The sequence below is a fragment of the Polaribacter sp. BAL334 genome, assembly GCF_015767435.1.
In the GTDB taxonomy this organism is placed as follows: Bacteria; Bacteroidota; Bacteroidia; order Flavobacteriales; family Flavobacteriaceae; genus Polaribacter.
On record NZ_JADWOV010000114.1, the window covers coordinates 1 to 887 of the forward strand.

Annotated in this window: 1 protein-coding gene; it reads left to right on the forward strand. The window is 29.9% G+C overall.

The window, feature by feature from the left end; translation table 11 throughout:
- Positions 1 to 887, forward strand: an 887-nt coding sequence (locus IU405_RS00600) for a PP2C family serine/threonine-protein phosphatase (protein ID WP_197436715.1), incomplete at both ends; no start/stop codon positions are given.

Consider the following 887-nt stretch of genomic DNA (forward strand, 5'->3'; position numbering starts at 1 on the left):
CAATTATAATAAATCCTGACCCTAAATCTTTATGGAAAAATATAGTAAGTGATAAAAATGCTCCTTTTTGGAAAGAAGATAACATTGCTATTTCAAATATATTTTTAGATAAAAACATAGTAATAGCCTCAAAAAGAGGAAGAAGTCATGCCAATGTGGGATCGTTTAGAGATGATGATTTTGCTTTCAAAAAAATAAATGAAACAGGTTGGGAAATTGTAGCCGTTTCTGATGGAGCGGGATCGGCAATGTACTCAAGGCAAGGTTCTAAAATGGCATGTGAATTGGTTGTAACCTACTTTGAAGAGCTTTTTACAAATGATTATCTAGAGTCTTTTGATGAAATACTACTAAATTATCATAACAAAACAGATGATGAAGCAGGAAAAAAAATAAGTCATTTTGTATATGACAATCTTTCAAAAGCAGCATGGTTTGTTCATAAAGAATTACAAAAATTTGCTTTAAAACTTGAAAAACCTTTAAAAGATTTACATGCAACATTCATTTTTACTCTGGTAAAGAAATATGATTTTGGTTATGCCATTTTGAGTTTTGGTGTTGGTGATTGTCCAATAGGTTTATTAAACAAAGAGTTGACCGAAATTAAATTAATGAATTGGTTGGATGTTGGAGAATTTGGTGGTGGAACACGTTTTATTACTATGCCTGAAATATTTCAAAGTGATAAATTTTCAACCCGATTTGGTTTTAAATTGGTAGAGGATTTCTCTTATTTAATGTTAATGACAGATGGTATCTATGACCCAAAATTTGTAATAGAAGCCAATTTAGAGAAAATAGAAAAATGGAAGGAATTTCTTGAAGATTTGCAGGGTAAAAATGAGGATAATGCTAAAGTAGATTTTAATAAAGAGAATATAGAC